Source organism: Bacillus sp. AF62 (assembly GCF_050312695.1).
Classification (GTDB): Bacteria; Bacillota; Bacilli; order Bacillales; family Bacillaceae_G; genus Bacillus_A; species Bacillus_A cereus.
On the sequence record NZ_JBNPJZ010000030.1, the window covers coordinates 19,948 to 40,859 of the forward strand.

Sequence of the window (20,912 nt, forward strand, 5' to 3'; positions counted from 1 at the left end):
GCTCTATTTTGCTTTTTGTACAGAATGAAAACTTAGCATTTTCATTGCATATAAGATTACAAGTAAAAACATAATTGCGCCTAGGAAGAAAATCCAAAAGTAATTTTGGTTAAATAAAAGAAATCCACCTATAAGTGGCCCTGTGCCCATACCAAGATAGCGGATGAAGTTGTACATACCGATAGCTGTTGCACGTTCTTGCACGAATTCTTCTGTTAATAAAGTAGTGTGAGTTGGCATAGAAAGTCCCATACTAAAACCGTACAAAGATGTAACGATAATGATGAATGGGATATTGATGTTATATATGAAAGAGAATAAAAAGACACATATAATATTGAAGTAACTCGTAATAAATAAAGTTTGCTTTGTTGTGAGGCGTTTTTGCAAAAACTTGTAGCAAAAACTTCCTAGCATGATAGAAAGAGACATTGGTACAAACATAAGACCAATTTCACTTGCAGCTAGATGAAATGAATTTGCTAAAATGCTCGGTAAAAAAACGAGAAAGCAAAAGTAAATACAAAATTGAATGAAGCCAATAAGAGTAATAGAAAATCCAGTTTTATTTTTTAAGATAAGAGAGTAATTCTTTTGTGCTTTAGACTGCTTAAATACATTTGGCTTTGTTTCTGGAAGTAGTGAAATGTTTATAATTAATAAGATAATGCCAAGTGTAGATAAAAAGAGAAATACAGATAAGTGACCATTTATACTGCCAAGAAATCCACCTATGAGAGGAGCCATTGCAGGTGCGAGGGCAAGTAACATTTGGTATAGGCTCATCGCTTCTCCGCGTTCTTTTCCTTCAAATAAATCGCCGATAATCGTTGCTGAAACTACAGGTATAGCCGCTATTCCTATAGCTTGAACAGCTCTAAAAAAGAGAAATAAATAAATGTTTGCCGAAAAAGCACATCCGATTGAACCAATTGTACTAATGATTAAACTAGGGATAAGGACAGATTTTCTCCCTTTTGTATCAATTAAAGGTCCATATACGAGCTGCATAATTGCAAGAATGAATGTGAAAAGTGAAACTGTTACATTTACAAGATAAAGAGAAGTGTGAAAAGAATTTTGAATCATCGGTAAGATAGGTGTGTAAATATTTTGAGCGAAGGAACCGAGTAAGGCACTAATACAGACAACATATAAAATGAAAGTTAGTTTAGATTTTTTCATCTTGTTAACCTCCTTGTATTTTTGGTTTCCTTGGAAACTAAATTTATTTTAACATGATTTTCTCACTTGTAAAGATGAAAAAATAATTTTAAAATGGTATATAGTTAAATTGTTTCTTCGGAAACTTAGGAGGCGAACGGATTGAAGCATGCAACGAAGCAAATGGAAATACTGTCGGACATTCGTACACTTTTGCATAAAAAAGAAGAACATTTAAAACGACAAAACGAGAAGTTTCTTTATGAGACAGGTGTAAGTAGTATGTCTTTATCTGAGTTACATGTAATCGAATGTATCGGAAAAAATGGTTTGATGAATGTAACGGCAATTACGACAGAAATGGGCATGACGAAGGGAGCAATCTCTAAAATTTGTACGAAGTTGTTTCAAAAGCAATTCGTTGAGAAGATGCAAATGTTAGATAATCAAAAAGAAATCTTCTTCAGCTTAACGGAAAGCGGCAATGAAATATATAAAGCTCATGAAAAATTGCATAAGCAAGCTGAAGAAAAGTGGTTGTTACTTTTAGATGGATATACGAAAGAAGAGCAAGACTTTATTCAAAGGTTTATAAAGGATGTCTCCGATCATTTGGAAATATAATTGGAAGAAAAAACTCCTTTTTCTCAAGTCTTTTAAATATAATTTCTGAAAGAACTCATATATAATAGAAAAAGATACTTAACATGGTGAATAGTTAAAGAGTCAATATATATAGAGGAGAGAGTAACATGCTTGAAAATACGGGGTTAGTATTAGAAGGCGGCGGTATGCGTGGTGTATATACGGGGGGGATATTAGAATACTTTATGGAACAAGATTTATATTTTCCATATGTAATCGGTGTATCAGCTGGTGCTTGTCATGCAGCGTCGTATCTTTCCAGACAAAGAAATAGAAATAAAACGGTCAATATTGATTATGCATCACATCCGAAATATTTGTCGTATAAAAACTTATGGAGAAAACGTCAGCTATTTGATATGGATTTCATTTTTCATGAAATTCCAGAAAAGCATGTTCCGTTTGATTTTGAAACATACTTTAATAGCCCAGAACGTTTCCTTGTAGGAACGACGGATTGTGAAACAGGACAATCTGTTTATTTTGAGAAAGAAGGAACGAATGATGATGCACTAAATTTATTACAAGCGTCTAGTTCATTGCCTTTCATTGCACCAGTAGTAAATTATCGTGGTAAGCAGTTATTAGATGGCGGGATTTCTGATCCAATTCCAGTTCGTAAGGCACAGGAAGATGGATTTAAAAAATCAGTCGTTATTTTAACGAGAAATCATGGTTACGCGAAGAAAAAATCAAAATTCGGATGGATTGCAGGAAAAGCTTATAAAAAATATCCGAATCTTGTTAACACGATGTTGAATCGTTATGAAGTGTATAATGAAACACTTCACTATATTGAAAAAGAAGAGCAAGCTGGTAATGTATTTGTTATTCGCCCAGAAGTGCCGCTTCAAGTAGATCGTATGGAAAAAGATACAGCAAAACTACAAAATTTATACGAGCAAGGCTATGAAGATGCAAAGAGACAATTTGCAGATTTGCAGGCGTTTTTGCAAAAATAAATATTAGGCTGTGGAGATGGAGTTCTCTGCAGTCTTTTTATTATTGGTTTCAATACCGAATGTTGGTTATACACGTTTTTAGATTATGGTATAATATGGATAAAAGTATGTGGAGAGGTGATACATATGGAAAATGTATATAAAGGGCTTAGACATACTGGATTTATCATGATGCTTATTTTTGGGGGTGTATTTTTACTTCGCTGGTTTATTCATGATGAAATGTTATTAGATCAACTTATTGGTTTTAGTGTGGGCATAGTAATGGTTATTTCATCAGTGTTCATTCAAAAGTATAGTAAAGAATTACAGGTAGAAGAGAAGTATTAAAAGGTTATAAGCTCCTTCATATTTTGGAGGTGCCTTTATAGTTTGAATGATTGTTATAAAAGAAAAGTAGAGCATCGGATTTCGATGCTCTACTTTTTTAATGTGGTAAGAATATCAATTGATAAGCAAACAAAATTCCAAATACATATACAAGTGGGTGAACAGCAAGGAATTTACCTTTTGCCACTTTCATAAGTGGGTATGAAATAAATCCAAGTGCGATACCTGTTGCGATACTTGATGTAAGCGGCATGCTTAAGATTACTAAGAATGCTGGGAATGCTTCATCAAATGAGTCCCAATCGATGTGGCGAACTGAACCCATCATAAGACTACCAACAATAATTAATGATGGTGCAGTAATAGCTGATACACCAGAAACAGCACTTACTAATGGTCCGAAGAATGCTGCTAGTGCGAACAGAACAGCTACTGTAACAGTTGTTAAACCAGTACGACCACCAGCTGCAACACCAGCAGATGATTCAATGTAAGCTGTTGATGGTGTTGTTCCGAACATAGAACCGATTGTTGCTGAAAATGAGTCAGATAGAAGAGCTCGTCCAGCTTTCGGGAGTTTTCCGTCTTTCATAAATCCACCTTGTTGAGCTACCCCAAGTAATGTACCTGTTGTATCAAATAATGTAACAAGGAAGAATGAAAATACAACGCCGTACAATCCGTAGTTAATTACATCAGATACAGCAGTAATTGGATTTGAAACGATAATTCCTTCTGGTAATCCAGGCATTGATGTAACACCGTTTGAGAATGTTAACTGTCCTGTGAAGAAAGCGATAATACCAGTTAATAGCATACCAATAAATAGTGCGCCATTTACATTTAAAGACATAAGAACAATAGTAATTCCAAGCCCAGCCAATGCTAGTAGAACTGGAGCAGAGTGAAGATCACCAAGTCCAACTAAGTTTGCATCATTTTTTGTAACGATACCTGTTAAACGTAAACCGATAAAGGCGATGAAAAGACCGATACCAGCAGTAATTGCATGTTTTAAGTTTTCAGGAATTGCTTCCATTAATTTTGTACGGAAAGATGTGAATGATAACAAAATTAAAATCATACCTGCTACGAATACAGCAGAGAATGCAATTGCGAAAGTCATGCCTTCATGCGCTTTTACAACAGAGTAAGAGAAGTAAGCATTTAATCCCATACCTGGCGCGATTGCGATTGGTAAGTTTGTAAAGATTGCCATAAATAATGTTCCGACAACAGCAGCGATAATTGTTGCTGTAAATGCTTGTTCAAATGGAACACCTGCATCCCCAAGGATGACTGGGTTTACGACAATGATATATGCCATTGTTAAGAAGGTAATAATACCTGCCATAATTTCAGTTTTAATAGAAGTTTTATGTTTTGAAAGGTTAAACATATAAACATCCTTTCTGTTTACGAATAATTTTCACAACAGTTATATATAATATTCGTTTTTAAACTATTTTGCAATAGTTTTGTATAAAAAGTTTACAACAATTCATATTTTGTGTCTTAAATTCGAATATTAATCGTAACTTGATGTGTGAATTTCAGTTTTTATTATGCACATTATAAGGAAAAGGAGTTGAAAGAAGCTATGCCACAGCAAAAAAACTTTGTAACAATGCCAGCGCAACATCAAAATAAACTGCCTGGTATTGAATCATTAATGAATCCACTTCCGCAGTTTGAAGATTCAAATTATAAAGGTAGCGAAAAGTTAAAAGGAAAGAATGTATTAATTACAGGGGGAGATAGTGGGATTGGACGAGCTGTTTCCATCGCTTTTGCGAAAGAGGGAGCAAATATTGCGATTGCTTATTTAGATGAGGAAGAAGATGCTAATGAGACGAAGCAATATGTTGAGAAAGAAGGTGTAAAGTGTGTATTGTTGCCGGGTGATTTAAGTGATGAACAGCATTGTAAAGAGGTTGTTCAAGAGACCGTCCAGCAGCTAGGTAGTTTACAGGTTTTAGTAAATAATGTCGCGCAGCAATATCCGCAGCAAGGGCTAGAGTATATTACAGCAGAACAGCTAGAAAAAACATTTCGTATTAATATTTTTTCTTATTTTCACGTTACGAAAGCAGCCCTTTCTCATTTGAAGAAAGGGGATGTCATTATAAATACGGCATCTATCGTTGCATATGAAGGAAATGAAACGTTAATTGATTATTCCGCAACGAAAGGAGCAATCGTAGCTTTTACAAGATCACTTTCTCAATCGTTAGTCCAAAAAGGGATTCGGGTAAATGGTGTTGCACCAGGACCGATTTGGACACCGCTTATTCCATCGAGCTTTGATGAGAAGAAAGTCTCTCAGTTTGGGAGCAATGTCCCGATGCAACGGCCTGGTCAACCATATGAGTTAGCGCCGGCATACGTATATTTAGCGTCTGGTGATTCTTCTTATGTTACTGGACAAATGATACATGTAAATGGGGGCGTTATTGTAAATGGATAGTTTTCATTTATAAGAGCAAAGTAAAGCTAATTACAATTATTATGGTGAGCGCTAGGGGGGATATAGGTGAAAAGGGTATGTTTCGTTTTACTATTATTTTTCTTCCTACCGGTTAGTGCTTTTGCTGATACAGATCATTTAATATTAGTGAATCTTACGACAAACCAGTTGTCTTTTTTTGAGAATGGAAATTACACAAAAACATTTCCAGTAACGACTGGAAGAGATCGTACACCTACGCCTGAAGGTAATTTTTGTATTATAACGAAATTTAAAAATAAAGAATACCATCGAAAAAAAATAGCTGGGGGTGCACCGAATAACCCTCTCGGTACGAGATGGCTTGGACTAGATAAGAATGAATATGCGATTCACGGGACGAACCGGGAATGGACGATTGGAAGTAGGGAATCAAATGGCTGTATTCGTATGCATGACAGGGATATACAATGGTTATATGACCGAGTACAATTACAAACAAAAGTAATCATTTCTCGTTTTCATACGAGCCCCGAATATGAAGCGAATAAGCTTGGTTATCGCGTTGTGAGCTGGAATGGTCGAAAAATAGAAAAAGAACAAATTGGAATACTTACGTTAGTAGACCGCGCGGATATATATTGGCAAGAACCAAATGGACAGTTAACAAAGGTAAAAACTGTATTGCCAAATGAAAGATATCCAGTGTACTCAAAACGAAAAGATGGAATATATTATATAGGAAACAATTCGTATATTATAGATGAAACAGGAGAGAAAATTCGTTACGAGCAAATTCCTTCTTCGATTTTAAGTAATATATATAAACGGAAATACAATGTTCCGTAATGGCTACCGTATTATAGACGGTAGCTTATTTATACTTGGAGTTTAACTGCAACTATTGTATTTTGCTGAATATAATACAGTACAGATAGGGGGCGGTTATATTATGAAAAGTGAATTTGCGTTTAAAGTTTTCTTAGTAACGACCTGTTTATTTATCGTGTATTTATATGCGTTTCTCGTCTTTTCTTTTTATGTTCCATATGTTGATTTAATATTGTTCTTTGGATTTATTTGGGCGTTTGTGAAAGCGAGGGAAGGAGAGAAGAGTATATATCGGCGCATTACCTTATGCGGGACGGCCGTTCTCGTTATTTTGTACTTTTTTATTATGCATGATTTTTGGAGAGGAATGTAAAAAAGCATACGATTAATCGTATGCTTTTATATCTGTTAATGATGGAAGAGAGGCAATTGCACCGTAATTTGTACATGTGATAGCGCCTACTTTATTTGCAAAGGAGATAAACGCTGTTAAGTCTTTGAAATGATACGAAAGTGTATGTTCACTTTGGGCAATCTGATATAACATTGCTCCAACGAAAGCATCACCAGCACCAGTTGTATCGACTTGTTGAATGGAAATAGAAGAGACAATGGTTTGACCTTCATTTGTCGCAAGAAGGGTACCGTCTTTTCCAAGTGTAATAGCTACTACTTTTGCGCCATAATTTAATAATTTGAGTGCCGCTTGTTGTAAATCACTCTCTTTAGAGAGCATAGTAGCTTCCTCTTGACTTACTTTTACGAAGTGTGCATGTTTTATAAAGGTTAGACAATCTTGAGAGAATTGTTCTGTATTTGTAATGAGTGCACTTCGATAATTTGGATCAAAAGAAATAAAATGGCCGTTATCTTTCGCATATTGTAACAACTGAAAATACGTTTCTTTTAATGGGCTTGATAGTAAAGCTGTCGCTGAACCGAAATGTATTAAATCATTCGTTTGTATTTTTGATAAATCAATGCTATTGAATTGATATTCACCATCTGCACCACGCATAAAAGTAAAATCACGTTCGCCATCTTGATCGATGGATACGAATGCAAGTGTTGTTTGTTTATCTTTTATGAGCATGGATGTATCGACTTGCGCACGCTGTAAAGTTTGTTCAAGAAACTCACCAAATGGGTCGTTTCCTACTTGCCCCATAAATGTAGCGTGTCCACCTAATTTTGTAATCGCAGCAGCAACGTTAGCGGGTGCTCCACCAGCTTTTTTTTCGAAATCTGAACCGTTTACTAAAGAAACGTTAGTATTTCGGCACACAAAATCAATTAATAGTTCACCTATACAAAAGACATTTCGCATACAATCCCTCTTTTCAGCTTATATTGTGTGATGGTAAAGTTTAGTTTTGCATCTGAAAAGATTGCGATATGATGTTTCATGTCTTTTCGAGGAAAAACTCGGGACGTAAAGACTGTTGAACCATCGTATAAGAAAATTTCCACGATGCTTTTATCTACAAATATTTGTAGTTCTATCGTATCTTGAATATCGATTTTTTTACAGCGTTCAAATCCATATTCTCCGCCAAATTGATGGTAGAAGTTGCCCCTGTCTATAGAAATAGTACCTTGTTCCCGATTAAATGTAATGGGGAAACATTCCTCCTCATTGTGGAAGAGAGAAAGACCAAAACGCTTTGCATCTTCTGTTTTAAGTGTAACAATTAATTCATAGGAGTCTTCATCATCAAGCGTTGATAATACATTTAATCCAGCTGTTATATCTCCTGAAATGTGTTTTTTTGTTGTTCGTAGTTTTGTTAATTCTGAAACTGGTTTTTGTTTTAAAATGTTATCTTCTAATGTTAATTCACGTGGAAGTGTTAGGCAATGAGCCCACATATAATCATCAGAAGGATATGTGATTTCACTTGATCCTGCCCAAGCAAACAATAGGCGACGACTAGTAGAGTCTTCTAAAGTTTGAGGGGCATAAAAATCGAATCCTTTATCAGCTTCGTAATAGGAATCAACATGGAAATATAAATTTTTAATATCGAAATGGCCTATAGCATAAACGACATTGTATACATTGTGAAAGTTTTCTCCGTCTTTTTCAATTCCTTGCGGTGAAAAGAGAAGTACATCTTTCCCTGATAATTGGAAGTAATCGGGGCATTCCCACATAAATCCGAATTCTTTTAAATTTGTTGTAATTTCGCCTTGGAAATGCCAATTGTATAGGTCTTGTGATTTGTATAGTAATAGAGTTCCTGTTTTATTTTCACGTTGGGCACCGAGTAACATATAGTACATATCATTATGTTTCCAGACTTTTGGATCACGTACATGTTTTGTATATCCGTCAGGAATTATATCAATAACAGGATTATTACTATATTTCGTCATCGTATATTGTGAATCCATTGTTGCCATACATTGTTTTGCATCACGGGAATCATCAGGATTTTTTATATTCCCTGTATAAATTAAATGAAGAAGGCCATCTTTTACGATAGCACTACCAGAATATGCACCGTGTGATTCATAGCTTTCAGTAGGGATGATGGCTACAGGCATACGCTCCCAGTTAATAAGGTCTTTTGACTTCACATGCCCCCAATGCTTCATTCCATGAATGGGACCAAATGGATACCACTGATAAAAAACGTGATATTCATCATTGTAGTATGATACACCGTTAGGATCATTCATTAATCCAAATGTTGGGTGAATATGATAAATTGGTTTCCATGAATCTTGGTTTGCAATTTCATATAAAGAATGTAATTCGTCTTTATTAGATTGCAGTATTGTTTTATATTTTGACATAGGTTTTCACCCCGTTATTATTTACTTTCTTTATATAAAATGAATGTGGCAACAAAAGCAGTGATAACTGCAATAGCGAAACCAATTATATAGTGAATCATGTTCATCATGCCAAGAGGTGCAACAATTGTAAGCATCGGAATACCTGTTAAACCGTATGCATTAGCCGCCACTTGCATCCAAACAACGTAAGCGCCTCCAATTGCGCCGCCAATAGCTGCTGCAATAAATGGTTTACCAAGTTTTAAATTGACACCAAAAATAGCTGGTTCTGTAATTCCTAAAAATGCTGAAGCTGCTGCTGGAATTGCAATTTCTTTCGTTTTTTTGTTTTTTGTTTTGAAATAGACAGCTAAAGTAGCACCGCCCTGTGCAACGTTCGCCATTGACCAAATAGGGAGTAAGAAATTGACACCGATATCTTTATTTGCGAGTAAGCCCGCTTCAATAGCGTGGAAGCTATGATGTAAGCCAGTAAGAACGATTGTTGAATACAATCCACCGAATATAAGTCCAGCTACTGGTCCTGCAAATTGATAAATTGTATTTAAAAGGTACGTAATGCCGTCACCGATTTTATATCCAATTGGTCCGATAATAATAAGTGATAAAAAGCCAGTTATAATAATTGTTAAGAATGGTGTAACTAATAAATCTAAAGAGTTCGGAACACGTTTTCGAAGTTCTTTTTCAATTGTACTCATAACATACACACATAATAAAATAGGTAAAACAGTACCTTGATAGCCAATCATATCAATATCCATACCAAGGAAATGTAAAACAGTGGGTTTTGCATTTGAAAGAGTCCAAGGATTTGTTAAGTTTGGGTGAGTTAATATACCACCAACAACTGCACCTAAGAAAATGTTTCCACCAAATTCTTTAGCGGCACTAACTCCAATTAAAATAGGTAAAATGATGAAAGCTGCACTTGAGAACATATCAAGTAATTGGATAAGTGAGTGATCTCCAGGAACTAATTTAAACGCTTTCAACATTCCGAGTAGACCCATAAGTAAACCGCTTGCGACGATAGCTGGAATAATTGGAACAAAAATATTAGATAGTGTCTTTGCTAGGCGGGCGATAGGATTCATTTTTTTCTTAGGTATATCGTTTGATGTTGTAGAATCTAGTTCGGCTATTCCAATTAGTTTTGAGAATTCATCATATACTTTGTTTACTATGCCAGTTCCAAAAATAATTTGATATTGCTCGGTCGTTGCAAAAGCACCTTTTACTCCATTGATGTTTTCGATTTCTGCAGAGTTTATTTTCGTATCATCCTTTAATATAAGACGAAGGCGAGTCGCACAATGTGTGGCACGAACAATGTTTTCCTTTCCACCAATGTTCTGTATTACTTGAGTTGCAATTTGCTTCATATCCATAAAAATTCCCCCTTACTATAAATTTTCTTTTTATGGAACCGGTTCCGTAATAAGTTAAAATAAAAAACAGGGAAATGATGTTGAAAATCCTGTTTTTAAAATGTGGAACCGGTTTTAATTTTATTATAGAGCGCCTTTATATTTTGTCAACGCTTTCTTGGATTTTTAATGTATAACGAGAGTGTAATATTTTTGGTATAGTTTTGTTTTCAACAAGCTGTGAAAGAGAAGTGGCAGCAAGCTTTCCAGCATACTCATAGTCAAACGCAATTGTCGTTAAACTAGGGTGTACCATTTCTGAAATATCATATCCACCGAATCCTGTTACAGAAATATCACCTGGTACAGAAAGGGAGTGGGAGTGAATGACTTTCATTGCGCCAAGAGCGATGTTATCTGTAGCACATACGATAAGAGTTGGGCGATTATTATCTAAAATATGTTGTACTTGTTTCATGGCATCTTCTATGCGGAAAGTTGTTTCGTAATATGAAACGTTGCAAGTCGGTTCTAAATTTTCAATTGCTTTTTGAAAACCATTTTTTCGATTTATTCCAACAGAAATATCAGATTTTTCTATCCCTAAATAGGCAATATGTCGATGGCCTTGCGATAAAACGTATGCCCCTAACTCATAAGCTGCATCATAATCATCGTGAACGAGGCAATATTGATCTTTATATTCTTGCCCGACGAATAAAATAGGGATGTTTGAATTAGCCATAATTTTTTGATGTTCATTCGTTAATGTTTTTGTTAATAAAATAATGCCAGCTACCTTTTGTTTTATAAAGTTTTCAATTGCTTGTATTTCAGTTTCGGTTGTTTGATTTGCATTTGCTACAAGCATTTGATAGTTATTTTCCTGTAATGTTTTATCGATCCCGATAAGTGTTTTCATTGTAGCAAAGGAGTCTAATCGGGGGATGATGACACCAATTAAATTTGTTGTTTTTGCTTTTAAACTTTGAGCAAATGTATTGGGAGAGAAATTTGTTTCCTGAATAATACCTTCGATTTTAAGTTTTGTTTTATCACTTACATATCCGCCGTTTAAGTAACGAGAGACTGTGCTTTTTGCAACTCCAGCCAATTTGGCGATATCTGCAATTGTTTTAGCCATAGTATTTCACCTTCGTATTCATAAAAATGTTAACTTTATTATAGGGAGAATTAGAGATGACGTAAACAAGAAGAGAGAAAGAAAAAACCACCTCACGTATATGAGGTGGAATAATTGTTAATATCTAGGCTTAAATGTATGACAACAAGTCTCTACACTCGTTGCTACAGAACTTTCTAGCGTCTCGTTTGTTAAAACAGCAGCTGTATATGAATCATTTTCAGTTTGACCAGTTTCATCTGCATCAGGCTGAACGATGATTGCACTTGCTTGACAAAAGTTACCTTGTCCCCAAAAAGAACAGTTGGAAACAGAACATCTTACTTCTGGCATAAAACCCCCTCCTTATACATTAGTGTGGGATTTTACGCCCATTTCATGTGTAGAAGGAGTTTCCTTTTCTTATTACTTTTTCGTTTGTTCAAGCCATTCTTTTAATTTGTCTTTCGGCTGTTCACCGCTAATACGGCTCACTTCTTTGCCATCTTTAAAATGAATGATTGTTGGTGTACCTTGAATTTTATATTCATCCCAAGGAACATCTAATTTTTCAATATCCATAACTTTCATATCAACGTTCAAGTCTTTAGCCATTGGCACTACGACAGGAGATAATTTTTGGCAATGAACGCAAGATGTTTGATAAAAGTATACTGTTTCTTCTTTTTTCTCTTTTAAGTTCTTTTGAAGATCTGAAAGAGAGATTTTATTTGTGTAGTAGTCAGGACCATCTGTTTGACTACCAGTAGCATTATCAATTTTTTGGCTAGTTGAAGCTTTTTTTTCTTCCATTTGTGTTACAGCGAAAATTGCCGCAAACAAGGCGATAATAATACCACCAAATATAAGCATTTTTTTCATTCTTTCATCTCCTTATTTGTTTTTGATGACAATAAAGCTACAAACAGCGATTGTAATAAAGCCGATAAGTGCTAAAAACGGGATTGTCACAAAGCCGAACCAGTTTATGTATTCTCCCGTACATGGTACACGTCCACAAGCTGCCCCAGCAGCTGAAAATGCTGCGACTTTTTGAATTGCATAGTGATATAAAGAAATACAAGCACCAATAGTTGCGATTGGTAAAGAATAAGTTGCGATGCGATAGTCTTTCTTTGCTACAGCGATACCGAGCCATAAAACGAATGGATACATAAAAATACGTTGATACCAACAAAGAACACAAGGCTCAAATTTCATGATTTCGGAAAAATAAAGACTTCCCAGTGTAGCGATAAAAGAAGCTCCCCATGCGGTAAGTAAAGCATATTCTTGCTTTTTTTCTCGTCCCATATTTTATACCTCTCTTATAATAGTTACATACTAAATTATAGTATGAAGTGGTATGGAAAAGAAAGAAAAAATATGTTTATCAATAAAAGTTTTATAAGGAGAAACTTTTATTGATATAAACATTTTAAAAAAGCGCCATTCTCCGGAAGAGAATAGCGCTATATTTTACATTTGAATTTGTTCTACTTCTTCTACATGCGACTTTTGGGATGCATGGTCAATATATTGAAATAGGAGCTGCAATTGTTTATCAACTTCTGGTAGTTCCTTGCTGTATTGATAAGCGTGTAAAAAATGCTCAATACGCTTAGAAAATAATTGATCGTTCGTTTGAACCATGAGAACGAGTAATTTATCCCAATTACAGCAATACGTGTAATAGAGAGCTTTATCATAGTCGTTATATGTTTGCACTGTGTACCCTCCTTACCGAGAGTTATATATAGTGTGTGATAAGTAAGGGGAAATACACTTGAAAGAATTTGTTAAGAAAAAAAGTGAATGAAAAGAAAAAACGAGGAGTTTCCTCGTTTTTTAAGCTTTTGGCATTGGCGTAGGTGTTGGTTTGCCATAGCCTTCTTTATATTTATTATCGATATAGTTACGAATTTCTAGCGTTGATTTTCCTTTTTGTTTCATGGAAGCAGATTCAACTGCGATTTCTAGGCAATTGACGCAAGTCGTTGCGTGGGAATCCCAAACAACTTCACCATTCTTTTTAATTTCACGAATAAAGCAGTTTTTATTATTTTTATGTCCTACACTTTCGCCGCAACCACAATAGCATGGAATCCAATCTAATAGCTCTGCATTTTGTCCAGCGACAGTGTAGATATCTTTCATTTGTGGATCAAGCTTATCTAGGAAGGTAGGAAGTGTGTCGACTCCTTTTGTTTTCTCTTGAATGTCAGCTTGCTGAGTGTGCGATGCGTGGTCATGTTCTTCTTTTTTTGATTCAGAAGATTTTTGGTCATTTGTACCAGTACTTCCGCATCCAGCAAGAATTAAGCTCAGTACTGCAAGTAAAGAAAATACATACTTTTTCATTCGCTTGTCCCCTTTACAAATGTATTAATCAAATTGTATCAGAGATTACGGTGTATCGGTTGAAGATTTTTTTGACTGATTTTTGAAGCGCCATCTTAGCGAATGGAATAGAAATAAAAGTGGGATATAAGCGTATACAATATACAATCCCGCTTGAGATAGTACAGTATTTAATGCGTTGATACTTTCCCGATTTTTAAAAAATAAAGAAGCTGTAAAAACGATGAAAATAAAAAATGGTAGTGTAAATTTAAATGAAATATGAAAGGAACGCTTCATCGTTTGACATGATGACCAAATAGTTAAACAAAGATTCGGCAAAATTATTAAAAACCAAACAAAAATAATAATATATTCGAACCGTTGAATAAAAGGAACTTTAATTATTTTTAACATCGTTAAAGTAGGCCAAATAGTGTGATTCAATTGTCCTTCACTATAATACATAAATGATACAATAGCTAAAACTACATAAATTAGAGTGCTAAAAACAATCCCTGCGTGAGCCCATCTTTTTAAAGATTTTCCTTTTTCAATAAAGGGATAGAAGATAAGAATTGTTTCAAATCCGAGAAATTCTAATGCAGATTGTTTTGCTGACACAAGTATGTCGAAAGGGGAATGTGTAAAAATAGGTAAAATATTACGAAAATGTGCATACTTCATCGGATAGACTAAAAAGAATACAACGAACATAGGAAGAACAATACCCCAAAAACATATCCCTGTCACAGAACGGAAGCCACCTTTTATAATGTAGTAAGTGACTAACAAAAACATAAGCGTAAGTTTCCATAACTTAATGGTAGGAAAGATCCAAACTTGTATTACTTCCATATATGTACGAAGAACAGTAAGGCAAAATAATAAGCAATAGAGAGTGAAAATTACAGAAAATATAGAGCCAATCCATTTTCCAAAGGTTGTTGTATGAATGCTAATTAAATCTCCGTCTTTTTCAAGCATTTTTAACATACAAAACAGTACAATATGAGTTGCAATACCTGCAATAATAAGAGAAATCCAAGCATCATAACCTGCATTTTTCAAAATTACACGTTGATATCCGAGAATTCCTATTCCGATTTGGAGAGAATGCAATAAAATAAATGCAAAATATGGAGAGACAGTTTTTGTTTTATTCATTGTATTCATTGCTCATTTCACCTCACTATTCCCCGATTCCAGATTGTACAATATTAAGATCTAAATTTATATCCACCGCTACGTTTTGATACATATTTCGAATTTGTTTTATATTCCATTTTCTCGTATGGCTTCTAATTTCATCTCGTATTCCTAAAGGATCAATTTTCTTTTCTTGAAATTGTTTTATTAAATCTTCACAGTCTTTTTCAACATTTCGTTCAATTTGTTTTTTTATATAGTTGATATTTGTTTTTTTTCTTAGATCAATCCAATTTGGAGAGTTTTTAATTAATCCATTTAATTTTAAATGGATTTTTACTTTTGGTATGTCGCCAGTTTGATCTATATCATACTTATTTTCCCCAGCTAAGTTTTGTATAACAACCATACCTTTATGTTTATCCTTTGTTATCGCTGCTTCGTAACGTCCATTTTTCGTAGGGTTAATAAGTAATTTTGCTAAAACAGAATGTCTTTTATCCGTATACATAACGACTTTATCGCCTTTTAAAAAAGCAAGTCCTTTGACAGCGACGGAATGATTATCGTCCATTTTAAGATAAGGGACATAGGCATCACATACAGAAGAGTAGTAATTATATAAAAAAATGTCTAATGCGGTTTGTGGAATGTTCTCATTTCGGATATTTTGTTCAAGTAAATCAGCAATGTATAAAGATCCATTTTTTTTTCCGTAATTTAAAAGTTTCTCAGCTGATCCATCTACAATTGCTAGTTGTACATCGCGCCCGATATTTGGGTCACGTTGTAAGTTAGTAATAATCTCTCCCATTCCGCGTTCTCCTAGAGCCTTTCCAAATAGGACGACACGCATTTGACCTACAACGACATTGTGAGGTGATTTTGCATTTAATCGTGAAGCGATTGTCTCAAGTGAACGGGCAGATGTTGATTGAGTTTCTGGTTTAGACTTTACACCATGTGTGTACTCTGGGAAGAGAATAGTTCCTTGGAATCTTTTGTTTTTTGTGATGTCAAATCCAGCGACATGAATAATACGCTGCGTATCCACTATATACGTTTGTGTACAGCCAGTTTGTAAAATGAAGAAGATAATGATAATAAGGTGCAATAAAATTTTCTTCATTCATTCTCACCATCACGTTTTTGCTTCGATTTGTTTGGATTGTAGCGCCATTTTGATTTTGGTCTAAGAAAAGAAGGTCTTTGTGCCGTTTGACTAAATGGTAATCGAAGAAAACCTTCTGCTGTACCTAAACCACGAAATGGATATAAAGGTAACAAATAAGGTGATCCAAGCGATTTTAATTTAATTAAATGAGCTAAAATAAATACAAATCCGACAGCGAGGCCTAATCCTCCGAATGCACCGGCTAAAAGAATAAGCGGAAAGCGTAACAACCGGATAGTAGAAGACATCTTTACTGTTGGTGTTGTGAAAGATGCAAGAGCGGATAAAGCAACTGCAATTAATAAAATTGTACTTGTCAAAGCTGCCTCCACGGATGCTTGGCCAATTACAATCCCCCCAACAATCCCGATTGTTTGTCCGACTTTTGTCGGTAAACGCGCTCCAGCTTCACGGAGCAATTCAATTGTAATTTCTAAAAAGAGTGCTTCTAGAATAGGAGGGAAAGGTACGTTAGCTCTCGAGAAAATAATAGGACCTAGTAAATCGGCAGGGATCATTTGATAATGATATGTTAAAGCCGCTGTATAAATAGCGGAGGAAAAAAGAGAAAATATAGCTCCGAAAAAACGAATAATACGAAAGAACGATCCAATCATCCACGGTAAATAATAATCTTCTGGTGAAATGAAAAAATCCAGTAACGTTGTTGGTCCTGATAAAGCATATGGAGAGCCATCTGTTAAGATTAAAACTTCCCCATTAATTAATGCAAATACAGCTCGATCTAATCGTTCTGTAGGTAATAGAACAGGAAAAGGTGAATTGCTATTATCACTAATAAATTGCTCAATCATAGTTGAATCAAATGGGACATCAAAGTCAATGTCTTCTAGCCGTTGAATTGCGGTGTTGACAAATTGTTCATTTGTAATTCCTTCTATATAAGCAACTGCTACTTTCGTTTTTGATATAGATCCGACGGTAACTTCTTTAAAAATGAGTTGCTCTGTTACGATATTTCGGCGCAATAAGTGGATATTTGTATCAAGATTTTCAACGAAACCGATTTTAGGCCCGATTACACTATACTCATTTTCTGTATCGTTATATAATCGTTTTCCTAAAACAGTACTTTCGGCACGAATTAAAGCATATTGATCAGGATTCGCATTGTTTTTTAATCGTATTAAAATATATCCACCTAATAATTTTTCACGAATATCATCAATAGAAGGGGAGGTAATAATGTCTTCAATAGAGATGATATTACATAAATCAGAGATGTTTTGAATTTGTTCCGATTCCTTTTTTATAGGAGTTAAAATGAATTGTTTAATAATAAGTGCTTCCACGACAGATTTATAATAAAACAAGCACAACGTTTCATCTTTAAGTATGTTATAAGAGACAAAATCGCTTGATTCTTTCATGGTTTGTATAAATTCTGGAATAGAACAAAGTGTTTTTGTATTAGTCTTTTTTGATTTCTTAGATGATAAACCGAACATTTTCTCACCCCTAACATACGTCATTTACTTGTGTTAGTTTTTGGGAAAGACGGAAATTTATACTTCAAAGTTGAAAGTTTATAAAGAAAAGGAAGAGTAGTGAATACCTCTTCCTTTTTAGCGTGTTAATTTGTTTTCTTTTCTTTAATAGACTTCACTAATTTCAACATTTCCGCTCTTATATCTTCTCTTTTTACATTTAATTTTTCGGCAATTTGTTTAATGTCCATTCCATCTTTTTTCATTTTTAATACATCATCAAGAGGGGTATTGCTTTTTTGAGAGATGATTGTTAACACAGTAAGATGACGCAATTTGATGTTATATTCTTTCATTTTTTGTTTTAGCTGATCCGGTGTGGATTTTTGCATAGTTGCTAACTGTTGTAGCAGTGCTTGCTTTGTTTCTTTACTCATATGATGCTTTTTCAGGTTACTTGGATCTACACCGAAATGCTCGGCTGTTTTCTCCCAAGATTTATTTTGCTTATAGTAAGATAAAACACCTTTTATTTCTTGTTTACTGATTCTTGCAATATGAGCAGCTTTCCAAATTTCATGTTTGTTATAGCCGAGTTTTTCTAGCGACTGCATTTCTTCTTCTGAAATTGGTTTATGGTGATGCATTGTTACTTCTTTTGGTGTGGCAGCGGACGTAGGGAAGGTGGATATCCCACATAATAATGCTGCCATAGTCATACTTACCGCGATTTTTTTGTACATGTAAACTCCTCCTAGATGGATAGTGTGGAAAACTGTACACATATCATTTCCATAAAATGTGAAATACTTGTGAACAAGTTAAGTTTTTTTATTCACAGCATGGAATGACGTTTTTAGAAGTTTTCCAACATAAAACATTGATTAATAGTAAAAAACTAAGGTATAATCGAAATTGAAAATCAATATCAATACTGACGATAAACTTATACATATAGATAAAAATAAGGGAGAGATAAATATGACTACATATACTTCCATCGCTAATGTGATTAAAGAAAGGCGCTCTGTTCGTACATTTACAGACAAAGCAGTAGAAAAAGATTTATTAATTGAACTATTAAATGATGCAACATGGGCACCAAATCATAAGCACCGTGAACCATGGAATTGTAAACTATACATCGGAGAAGGCCGCAAGAAATTAGTAGATGCAGTATTAAACTCTTTCACAGAAGAAGAAAGAGCGAAACGCGGTAAAATTTTATCAGATCGTTTTTTAAGCACGCCTGCACAAATCGTTGTATATATAAATGAAGATCCGCGTCAAATTCAACGTGATGAAGATTATGCTGCAACATGTGCATTCATGCAAAACTTCCAACTTCTTGCTTGGGAACGCGGATTAGGTTGCGTTTGGAAATCAGGCGGATTAAACTACAATCCATTATTTATAGAAGGAATCGGTTTAACAAGAGGCCAACGTATCGTTGGAATTCTTCATATCGGCTATTTCGATAAAGCACCAGAAGGAAAAGCTCGTACTCCAATTATGGAGAAGATGGAGATTATTGAAGGTTAATAGATGAGACATTCTCGTTTTTACGAGGGTGTCTTTTTATTATGCAATCAATCCTCATGAAAGCTTGTTCTTCATCATACACTTTCTTAAGGGAAAGTGTAAGGAGGGAAAATAATGAGAGCAAGTGACGATAAAGCACTGCAATATGCGATTGCGGAAATTACGGAAATTGCGACTGGATTTGGGCTTGATTTTTATCCGATGCGTTATGAAATATGTCCAGCGGAAATTATTTATACATTTGGTGCATATGGGATGCCGACAAGGTTTTCACATTGGAGTTTTGGAAAACAATTTTTCAGAATGAAATTACAATACGATTTAGGACTTAGTAAAATATACGAACTCGTTATTAACTCTGATCCATGTTACGCCTTTTTATTAGATACGAACTCTTTAATTCAAAACAAATTAATTGTAGCGCACGTTTTAGCGCACTGTGATTTCTTTAAAAATAATATTCGTTTTTCAAATACGAAGCGAGATATGGTAGAAAGTATGTCAGCGACAGCTGAACGGGTGAAAGCATATGAGCATAAGTACGGAAAAGAAGAAGTAGAAACATTTTTAGATGCCGTACTTGCCATTCAAGAGCACATTGACCCGTCGCTCATGCGTCCCAAACTTGCGTGGAGTATTGATGATTTAGAAGAAGTAGAAAAGAAAAAGGTATCACAATACGATGATCTATGGAATTTAGATGATCGAAACAAAAAGAGAGAACGATCCAATATACGCAAAAAGAAGAAGATCCCACCGCAACCAGAGAAAGACCTGCTCCTCTTTATTGAAGAATATAGCCGTGAACTAGAAGATTGGCAGCGTGATATATTAACGATGATGCGTGAAGAAATGTTATATTTCTGGCCGCAGCTTGAAACGAAAATCATGAACGAAGGCTGGGCATCCTACTGGCATCAACGCATACTTCGCGAAATGGACTTAACCTCTGATGAAGCAATTGAATTTGCGAAATTAAATGCAGGTGTTGTACAGCCATCAAAAACAAGCATTAATCCATACTACCTCGGTATTAAAATGTTTGAAGATATTGAAGAACGTTACAACAATCCAACAGAAGAAATGAAACGACGAGGCGTAAAACCAGGATCTGGCCGTGACAAAATGTTTGAAGTACGCGAAATTGAATGGGACGTATCGTTCCTAAGAAACTACTTAAATAAAGATCTTGTTATGCGAGAAGATATGTACTTATTCCAGCGCCAAGGAAAAGAATATAAAGTAATAGATAAAGAATGGGAAAATGTGCGTGATCAACTCGTAAATATGCGGACAAATGGTGGGTTCCCGTATTTAGTAGTAGAAGATGGAGACTACTTAAAGAACGGAGAATTATACATTAAACATAGTTACGAAGGAATCGAGCTCGATTTAAAATACTTAGAAAAAGTATTGCCATATCTTCATCAGCTATGGGGAAGAACGGTGCATATGGAGTCCATCGTGGAGAGTAAGGGCGTTGTGTTTTCTTATGATGGGAAGATGGTGCATCGGAAGTATGTGTGAGGGGAAGAACGGACATAGGATACTGTGTCCGTTCTTTTTATTTGGAACCAAGTTAAATA

Annotated in this window: 23 protein-coding genes; 8 read left to right on the plus strand and 15 right to left on the minus strand. The window is 34.9% G+C overall.

The window, feature by feature from the left end:
* Positions 1-3: 3 nt before the first annotated feature.
* Positions 4-1,185: an MFS transporter gene (locus ACQRBL_RS03865; protein WP_411996092.1), complete on the minus strand. Its 1,182-nt coding sequence runs from the start codon at positions 1,183-1,185 to the stop codon at positions 4-6.
* Positions 1,186-1,326: 141 nt separating this feature from the next.
* Here ACQRBL_RS03865 and ACQRBL_RS03870 point away from each other — a divergent pair, with 141 nt between their 5' ends.
* From ACQRBL_RS03870 to ACQRBL_RS03880, 3 genes are all read left to right on the plus strand, one after another.
* On the plus strand, positions 1,327-1,788 hold the full coding sequence (locus tag ACQRBL_RS03870; protein WP_000679682.1) for a MarR family transcriptional regulator: 462 nt from the start codon (positions 1,327-1,329) through the stop codon (positions 1,786-1,788).
* A gap of 128 nt (positions 1,789-1,916) precedes the next feature.
* The gene (locus ACQRBL_RS03875; RefSeq protein ID WP_411996093.1) at positions 1,917-2,771 is read left to right on the plus strand and encodes a patatin-like phospholipase family protein; all 855 of its coding nucleotides are present in this window, start codon (positions 1,917-1,919) and stop codon (positions 2,769-2,771) included.
* A 126-nt stretch (positions 2,772-2,897) separates the two neighbouring features.
* The gene (locus tag ACQRBL_RS03880) at positions 2,898-3,101 is read left to right on the plus strand and encodes a hypothetical protein (protein WP_000432810.1); all 204 of its coding nucleotides are present in this window, start codon (positions 2,898-2,900) and stop codon (positions 3,099-3,101) included.
* A 97-nt stretch (positions 3,102-3,198) separates the two neighbouring features.
* Here ACQRBL_RS03880 and ACQRBL_RS03885 read toward each other — a convergent pair whose 3' ends face one another.
* Positions 3,199-4,500 (minus strand): NCS2 family permease, encoded by a 1,302-nt coding sequence (locus ACQRBL_RS03885; RefSeq protein ID WP_411996094.1) that lies wholly within the window; start codon positions 4,498-4,500, stop codon positions 3,199-3,201.
* 201 nt (positions 4,501-4,701) lie between these two features.
* Here ACQRBL_RS03885 and ACQRBL_RS03890 point away from each other — a divergent pair, with 201 nt between their 5' ends.
* From ACQRBL_RS03890 to ACQRBL_RS03900, 3 genes are all read left to right on the plus strand, one after another.
* Positions 4,702-5,568, plus strand: a complete 867-nt coding sequence (locus ACQRBL_RS03890) for an SDR family oxidoreductase (protein ID WP_411996095.1) — start codon at positions 4,702-4,704, stop codon at positions 5,566-5,568.
* Positions 5,569-5,634: 66 nt separating this feature from the next.
* A complete protein-coding gene (locus ACQRBL_RS03895; RefSeq protein ID WP_000831960.1) occupies positions 5,635-6,396 on the plus strand; it encodes a L,D-transpeptidase in 762 nt (253 codons plus the stop codon).
* Between the two features lie 103 nt (positions 6,397-6,499).
* Positions 6,500-6,751 carry a hypothetical protein gene (locus ACQRBL_RS03900; protein WP_000834195.1) on the plus strand — a complete coding sequence of 84 codons (252 nt, stop codon included), beginning with the start codon at positions 6,500-6,502 and terminating at the stop codon, positions 6,749-6,751.
* A gap of 12 nt (positions 6,752-6,763) precedes the next feature.
* Here ACQRBL_RS03900 and ACQRBL_RS03905 read toward each other — a convergent pair whose 3' ends face one another.
* The 13 genes from ACQRBL_RS03905 to ACQRBL_RS03965 all read right to left on the minus strand — a co-directional run bounded on the left by ACQRBL_RS03905 (position 6,764) and on the right by ACQRBL_RS03965 (position 18,527).
* Positions 6,764-7,705, minus strand: a complete 942-nt coding sequence (locus ACQRBL_RS03905; protein WP_001246642.1) for a carbohydrate kinase family protein — start codon at positions 7,703-7,705, stop codon at positions 6,764-6,766.
* The gene (gene scrB / locus ACQRBL_RS03910; RefSeq protein ID WP_000049753.1) at positions 7,684-9,177 is read right to left on the minus strand and encodes a beta-fructofuranosidase; all 1,494 of its coding nucleotides are present in this window, start codon (positions 9,175-9,177) and stop codon (positions 7,684-7,686) included. The genes ACQRBL_RS03905 and scrB overlap by 22 nt, the downstream gene beginning before the upstream one ends.
* A gap of 17 nt (positions 9,178-9,194) precedes the next feature.
* On the minus strand, positions 9,195-10,571 hold the full coding sequence (locus tag ACQRBL_RS03915; protein WP_000367322.1) for a sucrose-specific PTS transporter subunit IIBC: 1,377 nt from the start codon (positions 10,569-10,571) through the stop codon (positions 9,195-9,197).
* 136 nt (positions 10,572-10,707) lie between these two features.
* Positions 10,708-11,694 (minus strand): LacI family DNA-binding transcriptional regulator, encoded by a 987-nt coding sequence (locus ACQRBL_RS03920; RefSeq protein ID WP_001140397.1) that lies wholly within the window; start codon positions 11,692-11,694, stop codon positions 10,708-10,710.
* 117 nt (positions 11,695-11,811) lie between these two features.
* On the minus strand, positions 11,812-12,027 hold the full coding sequence (locus ACQRBL_RS03925) for a DUF1540 domain-containing protein (protein ID WP_001115482.1): 216 nt from the start codon (positions 12,025-12,027) through the stop codon (positions 11,812-11,814).
* A gap of 72 nt (positions 12,028-12,099) precedes the next feature.
* A complete protein-coding gene (locus ACQRBL_RS03930) occupies positions 12,100-12,555 on the minus strand; it encodes a thioredoxin family protein (protein ID WP_000738432.1) in 456 nt (151 codons plus the stop codon).
* Between the two features lie 12 nt (positions 12,556-12,567).
* Entirely contained in the window at positions 12,568-12,987 is a 420-nt protein-coding gene (locus ACQRBL_RS03935; RefSeq protein ID WP_000532267.1) for a disulfide oxidoreductase, read from the minus strand.
* A 165-nt stretch (positions 12,988-13,152) separates the two neighbouring features.
* The gene (locus tag ACQRBL_RS03940) at positions 13,153-13,401 is read right to left on the minus strand and encodes a YhdB family protein (RefSeq protein WP_001195459.1); all 249 of its coding nucleotides are present in this window, start codon (positions 13,399-13,401) and stop codon (positions 13,153-13,155) included.
* A 120-nt stretch (positions 13,402-13,521) separates the two neighbouring features.
* Complete coding sequence (locus tag ACQRBL_RS03945) at positions 13,522-14,034, minus strand: PCYCGC domain-containing protein (RefSeq protein WP_000761026.1); 513 nt, start codon at positions 14,032-14,034, stop codon at positions 13,522-13,524.
* 45 nt (positions 14,035-14,079) lie between these two features.
* A complete protein-coding gene (locus tag ACQRBL_RS03950; RefSeq protein WP_001095035.1) occupies positions 14,080-15,189 on the minus strand; it encodes a GerAB/ArcD/ProY family transporter in 1,110 nt (369 codons plus the stop codon).
* Between the two features lie 16 nt (positions 15,190-15,205).
* Positions 15,206-16,291, minus strand: a complete 1,086-nt coding sequence (locus ACQRBL_RS03955) for a Ger(x)C family spore germination protein (RefSeq protein ID WP_097821446.1) — start codon at positions 16,289-16,291, stop codon at positions 15,206-15,208.
* Positions 16,288-17,805, minus strand: a complete 1,518-nt coding sequence (locus tag ACQRBL_RS03960; RefSeq protein ID WP_000467487.1) for a spore germination protein — start codon at positions 17,803-17,805, stop codon at positions 16,288-16,290. The genes ACQRBL_RS03955 and ACQRBL_RS03960 overlap by 4 nt, the downstream gene beginning before the upstream one ends.
* A gap of 125 nt (positions 17,806-17,930) precedes the next feature.
* The gene (locus ACQRBL_RS03965) at positions 17,931-18,527 is read right to left on the minus strand and encodes a hypothetical protein (RefSeq protein WP_142306936.1); all 597 of its coding nucleotides are present in this window, start codon (positions 18,525-18,527) and stop codon (positions 17,931-17,933) included.
* Between the two features lie 238 nt (positions 18,528-18,765).
* Between ACQRBL_RS03965 and ACQRBL_RS03970 the strand changes: the two genes are divergently transcribed.
* Both ACQRBL_RS03970 and spoVR read left to right on the plus strand, forming a co-directional pair.
* The gene (locus tag ACQRBL_RS03970) at positions 18,766-19,326 is read left to right on the plus strand and encodes a nitroreductase family protein (protein WP_000214818.1); all 561 of its coding nucleotides are present in this window, start codon (positions 18,766-18,768) and stop codon (positions 19,324-19,326) included.
* A gap of 114 nt (positions 19,327-19,440) precedes the next feature.
* Positions 19,441-20,853, plus strand: a complete 1,413-nt coding sequence (gene spoVR, locus ACQRBL_RS03975; protein ID WP_001202719.1) for a stage V sporulation protein SpoVR — start codon at positions 19,441-19,443, stop codon at positions 20,851-20,853.
* Positions 20,854-20,912: the final 59 nt, after the last annotated feature.